Source organism: Arsukibacterium sp., assembly GCF_033722355.1.
In the GTDB taxonomy this organism is placed as follows: Bacteria; Pseudomonadota; Gammaproteobacteria; order Enterobacterales; family Alteromonadaceae; genus Alishewanella.
Genome location: NZ_JAWVZF010000186.1, coordinates 1 through 5,184, shown reverse-complemented (window position 1 = coordinate 5,184; position 5,184 = coordinate 1). Strand labels below are relative to the sequence as shown.

The window sequence follows — 5,184 nt, the reverse complement described above, 5'->3', positions numbered from 1 at the left end:
GCAAAGGGTTACAGCCTTACCCTGGACAGCCCTAATCAGGGCATGTTTGATTATCAGCCCAGCCAGTTTATCATCGATGGTAACCATGTTCAGTTTCAGGATGACAAACTGAATGCCAGTTTCAGCGGTACCCTGGTGAAAGGACGGCTGGAGGGAGAGTTTACCCAGGGGAAATCTGTGGCGCTGACGTTAACGAAACTGGATGCTGCACAGCAGCAACTGCTGAAAAATGAAGGCAGCTGGTATGGAGATCTTATTATCAATAACAAGGCACGCCTGCCTCTGGTGTTAAACATAGCCGTAGCCGGCGATGGCTATCATGTCACGCTTGATAGTCCCAAACAGCAAAGCTTTGCTATTCCGGTGGACAACTTCAGTATTATGTCAAAGGAGCTGCTGACGTTCAGCTCCGATGCGATTAACGCCAGTTATAGCGCAACCTGGCAGGGTAACAGCTGGCAAGGCACCTTTGTTCAGGGTTATGCCATGCCACTGATCTTAAAAAAAAAGCCGGACTGACTGATCAGCTAAAACCAACTGTTACGGATATTGAACCATGGTTGAAGGCAGCGTTTTCAGATACCGGTGTTGCAGTAGCGATTATCAGCGCAGGTACAACCCGCTTTTATCTGCAAGGATATGCTGATCATAAAAAAAGCCTGGCTGTCAGCAAAGCCACCTTATTCGAAATTGGCTCGGTCACCAAACCATTAGTCGGCTTGCTGACAGCGCTGGCGATAATTAAGCAGCAAATGACGCCAGACACAATCGTAGCATCGCTGCTGCAACATCCTGATTATCAGCAGCATCAATACAGTATCGCCAGGTTACTCACCCACAGCAGCGGCTTACCGCGTTTACCTGCTAATCTGCCTTTGACTGATTTATCCGATCCGTATGCAAACTACAGCCATGCCGATTTGATAACCGCATTAAAACAACTGACACCAGGTGAACAGCAGTTTGAGTATTCAAATTTTGGTTTTGGTTTATTAGCAGAGTTGCTAAGTTGCCAGCAAGGTCATAATTTTGCCGCGCTTATTGAACAACAGATTTTCGAACCTCTGGGTATGTCAGCCAGCACTGTTGCCATAACTAATGGTCACTACCCCAACCTGGCTCAAGGCCATCAGATTGATGGTAGCCGGGCAGCAAACTGGCATTTTCAGGCGCTGGCTGGTGCTGGTGCGGTGTTATCAACTATCGAAGATATGGCTTTATTGATAAAATATTACCTTGACGCTACCGGAGCAGAATTCGCAGGGCTCGGTGATAAAGCGTTCCTGGCTGACGCTATGCGTTTATCTGTGACACCGCCAACGTCAGCTGCCAATATCGGTTTTGGCTGGATGCTGCATCCGCAGGGTATTATCTGGCACAATGGTCAGACTGGTGGTTTTAACGCCTTTGTTGGTTTTGCCCCCGCTGAACAGGTTGGTATTGTCATACTGAATAATTCCACTGTTACGGTTACGCCCGGAGCCATGGCACTGTTACAACAACTTCGCAGGCAAGCGCGCGAAACCGGTAATGAGCAAGGACCTTGATGATTCAATCGGTTTATTCTTTTTTCACGCGACATATTTATCTGATTTGCCAGCTAAGCGGTTGGCTTTCACTGTATGTCATAATTGCTATCGCAGCCTGGCTCAGGGTAACCTTTACGCCAGTTGAATTATTATATGCATTGGTGTTGGTCGGAAGTACTGGCACAGGATCGCATTTTATCCGGCAGGGGTTTAAAAAATACCTTCGTCGGAAAACTATCTGGCAACAGGTATTTTACCTGTCGGTTTGCAGCGTGCTGGTGGCTGCGGCGGCGACAATGTTGTTAGTTGCAGCGGTATTGAGCCTGGCCCATCTTGGCGTCACAAATCCAATCCCTGCAGCTCAGCGCGGGTTTGTTATCAGTGTAGTATTTACCGGCAATTTTTTAAATATGCTGATAGCACTGCTGTTCTGGTGTGCCGTTTATTTCAGTTTCAGCAAAGTCAGACAGCTGCGTCAGACCAGTGAACTGTTAAAATCCAGCAAACTTGATGCGCTGATTAATCAGCTGAATCCCCATTTTTTATTTAATGCGATTAATAATATCAGAGCGTTAATTCTGGAGGATCCGGCACGGGCCAGAGAAATGCTCGCCAGACTGGCTGATATGCTCCGTTACACCCTGAGTAAAGACGATAACGCCAGGGTAACGCTAAACGCTGAGCTGACTATTGTCAGCGAATATATCGCATTGTGCTCTATTCAGTTTGAAGAGCGGTTGCGTTTTACTGTTGATGCTCCTGCCAGTTGCCAGCAAGCACTTATCCCCAAGCTGCTGCTGCAACTTTGTATTGAAAATGCGATTAAACATGGCATCAGTAAGGATATTACCGGAGGTAATATTGAACTGACAATCAGCTGCCGCGATACTATGCTTGATATCATTATTTGTAACGACGGTAAACTAGCGCCAAACGTTAACGGGCAGGGTTTGGGGTTACAGAATATCCGGCAACGGCTACGTTTACTCTACCCTGATTGTCAGAAAGCAGGTTTAACTCTGCGTAGCGAAAACCAGAAAGTGATAACGCATATTTGTTTACCACTGGAGTTTTAAAATGAACGTAGTTGTAGTCGATGACAGTCGGCTGGCCAGGTTGGAGTTAGCTGAACAATTAAGCCAGATCAGTGGCACGACGGTAGTTGGTGAGGCAGCCGATATACATCAGGCAAAACAGCAAATTGAAACATTGAGACCCGATGTGGTATTGCTCGATATCAATATGCCTGGCGGAGATGGCTTTAAACTCCTTGAACAACTGCACTACCTGCCCCAGATTATTTTTATCACCGCCTATGATCACTACGCCGTTAAATCGTTTGAATATAATGCGCTTGACTACCTGCTCAAACCCGTAACATTGAATCGCCTGCAAGCTGCATTTGATAAGTTACAACCGGTCTATCAGAATGAACATAAACTGTCGATGAATCAGCAGTTTTTTATTAAAGATGGTGATAAGTGTTTTTTTGTATCGTTAGCTGACGTCATTTGTTTTGAGGCGATGGGCAACTACACCCGGGTTCATCTGGCCAATGCCACGCCTGCCACTTATCGCGGTATCAGTGCTATTGCCGAACGTCTGCCAACAGAGAGTTTTTTCAGAGCCAACCGCAGCTGGATTATCAATACCCATTACATCAGCGACATTAGCCCCTCGATCACTGGTGGTTTTGACGTGCAGCTGTTGCATGATAAAAATGTCGAGATTTCACGCCGCCAGGCCAGCGCCTTTCGCCAACGCTGGAGTTTATAAACAGAGACCAAACAGGTTTTCTGCAAACAACTGATCTCAGTGTGAAAGCGTGATTGTCCGTGTTGTTATTGAAAGAGCTGCTCTATATTTCGCCAGTATCGTGTTGATTGCGAATCGTTTTTTTGTAAATCAGCAATCAGTCGTTTAATCTGAGATTCATTATCCGCCAGTAAATAGCTGTAGCCGCCGCTGGCAGAAGTCAGAATACCCATATTCAGCTGCACAGAACCATCGTCTGAGCGAATAAATACCAGATTTTTGCGGATTTTGAAACGCTCGGCGCTGTACTGGAAAAACTGTAATGCATATTCTGTTCGCTGAAATGTGGTCGGATAACCGCTTCGCCTGGCCGGATATTCGCTAACTGAATGACTCAAAGATCCCTGACTGGGATAAACGGTATCCGGTTGGTTGCCGGCAAAATCAAAATACAACCGGCAAAACCCGGGTTTTCTCTGGTCAATAAGCTGCCAGCACGCCGCGTTTCGCTCGGCATTAAACTGCACAGTAATCGCCGCGGTAACATTAAAAGACAACACCATAACACCAATTACTGACCACACATATGGCTTTTTGAATATATTCACAACCGCGTCCTCCATTACACCTTTACTGCTCGTACCACTTTAACCGAGATACGCATAATAAGGTATAGATGGATTAGTTACACTATGCAATTGATAATTTTGTTTTTTCTAATAGAACGAAGAAATCAGAAAAATAATCAGTAGTAGCAGCAGCCATGGCAATGGTGATGCCCACCAGGCTAATGGTTTATTGCTGACTTTGATCACCCTCTCCCGCAGTTGCTGTTGCTGCTGCTCAGAGCGCCGGGTCCGGTTGAAAAACTGTGGTCCGGGAAATATAAAGCAGGCTATCGCAAAAATAACTAAATACCAGCCAGACCGGCCATAGTCCGGAAAATTAACAACCACTGTCAGCCCGACAATCACCAGACAAGCGGCAATGATTAACTGTCTAATACCTGGCAGCGTCATGGGTTTACCCTCCTTTTTTCCGCAGAATCATCGTTTCGATAGCGCCGCATATTCGACTGACTTGCCAATTAGCCTGAATTCGCTGCCCATCCATCAGCTGTGGCCGCTGATAGTATTATGAGAATCTGCAACGCCAGGTTAACTAAGACTTATTTAAACCAAACATAGATCGAAACTGGTCGGCAAAGGCACTGAATTTTTCTTTCATCGTTCGTTTTAAATTGACATCCAGTGACCCAAGAACAGAATAACCTTCAATAGTAATTTTTGGTGCCTGCTGCCCGTCAATTGATCTGGCACGGTTTTTAGTACTACCGACAATATTAAACATATTCGATACGACATTGACTTGCTCTGGTACCAAAACATTAACGCTGCCAATCCAGTTGTTCACCCGGATAACGATATGCTGATGCTGAAACACCGCTTCGCTGAAATCCAGCTCTATTGAGCCCAGTATGTTGATAACCCGAATATCGGCTGGCACCAGCCACTGGCCACTGTGTTCACTGGATGATAGTACACAAAAAATTTTTTCATTACGGGTATCATTGCCGGCCTGGTAACGGGGAGAAAAACTTTTATCTCGTTGCTGCTGATAGGTATCATCAGGCTGCAGCGTTAAATCGGCCACGACATCAACCAGCTCCTGATGAGTTCTGGCATCAGAAGCAATATCCAGCCGCCGCTCAAAGGCTTCAGAGGATATAATACCGTGACTGTAATTCATAATCAGCTGGTCTATCGCCTCCTGTCGCACCTGATCAAAAGGCCGGTCCTCGATTTTTACGCCACTGGTATCAATTGCCATCACTAACTCCTGTTTAGTTTATTGTTGCAGCCAACTAACAAGCACAGATTACGCCAGTTTCTTATATAAT

At 45.9% G+C, this 5,184-nt stretch carries 7 protein-coding genes; 4 read left to right on the top strand and 3 right to left on the bottom strand.

Going from position 1 to position 5,184, the window contains the following annotated elements; genetic code table 11:
• The 4 genes from R3177_RS13130 to R3177_RS13115 all read left to right on the top strand — a co-directional run.
• Positions 1-519 (top strand): hypothetical protein (locus R3177_RS13130; RefSeq protein ID WP_318971478.1); only part of this gene is annotated, 519 nt, incomplete at its 5' end.
• Positions 520-560: 41 nt separating this feature from the next.
• On the top strand, positions 561-1,547 hold the full coding sequence (locus R3177_RS13125) for a serine hydrolase domain-containing protein (protein ID WP_318971477.1): 987 nt from the start codon (positions 561-563) through the stop codon (positions 1,545-1,547).
• Positions 1,547-2,605 (top strand): sensor histidine kinase, encoded by a 1,059-nt coding sequence (locus R3177_RS13120; protein ID WP_318971476.1) that lies wholly within the window; start codon positions 1,547-1,549, stop codon positions 2,603-2,605. Before R3177_RS13125 ends, R3177_RS13120 begins: the two co-directional genes overlap by 1 nt.
• A gap of 1 nt (position 2,606) precedes the next feature.
• Complete coding sequence (locus R3177_RS13115; RefSeq protein ID WP_318971475.1) at positions 2,607-3,305, top strand: LytTR family DNA-binding domain-containing protein; 699 nt, start codon at positions 2,607-2,609, stop codon at positions 3,303-3,305.
• A 65-nt stretch (positions 3,306-3,370) separates the two neighbouring features.
• Here R3177_RS13115 and R3177_RS13110 read toward each other — a convergent pair whose 3' ends face one another.
• The 3 genes from R3177_RS13110 to R3177_RS13100 all read right to left on the bottom strand — a co-directional run bounded on the left by R3177_RS13110 (position 3,371) and on the right by R3177_RS13100 (position 5,114).
• Entirely contained in the window at positions 3,371-3,892 is a 522-nt protein-coding gene (locus tag R3177_RS13110) for a hypothetical protein (RefSeq protein WP_318971474.1), read from the bottom strand.
• Positions 3,893-4,000: 108 nt separating this feature from the next.
• Positions 4,001-4,303 carry a hypothetical protein gene (locus R3177_RS13105; protein ID WP_318971473.1) on the bottom strand — a complete coding sequence of 101 codons (303 nt, stop codon included), beginning with the start codon at positions 4,301-4,303 and terminating at the stop codon, positions 4,001-4,003.
• Between the two features lie 142 nt (positions 4,304-4,445).
• Positions 4,446-5,114 (bottom strand): LiaF domain-containing protein, encoded by a 669-nt coding sequence (locus R3177_RS13100; protein ID WP_318971472.1) that lies wholly within the window; start codon positions 5,112-5,114, stop codon positions 4,446-4,448.
• Positions 5,115-5,184: the final 70 nt, after the last annotated feature.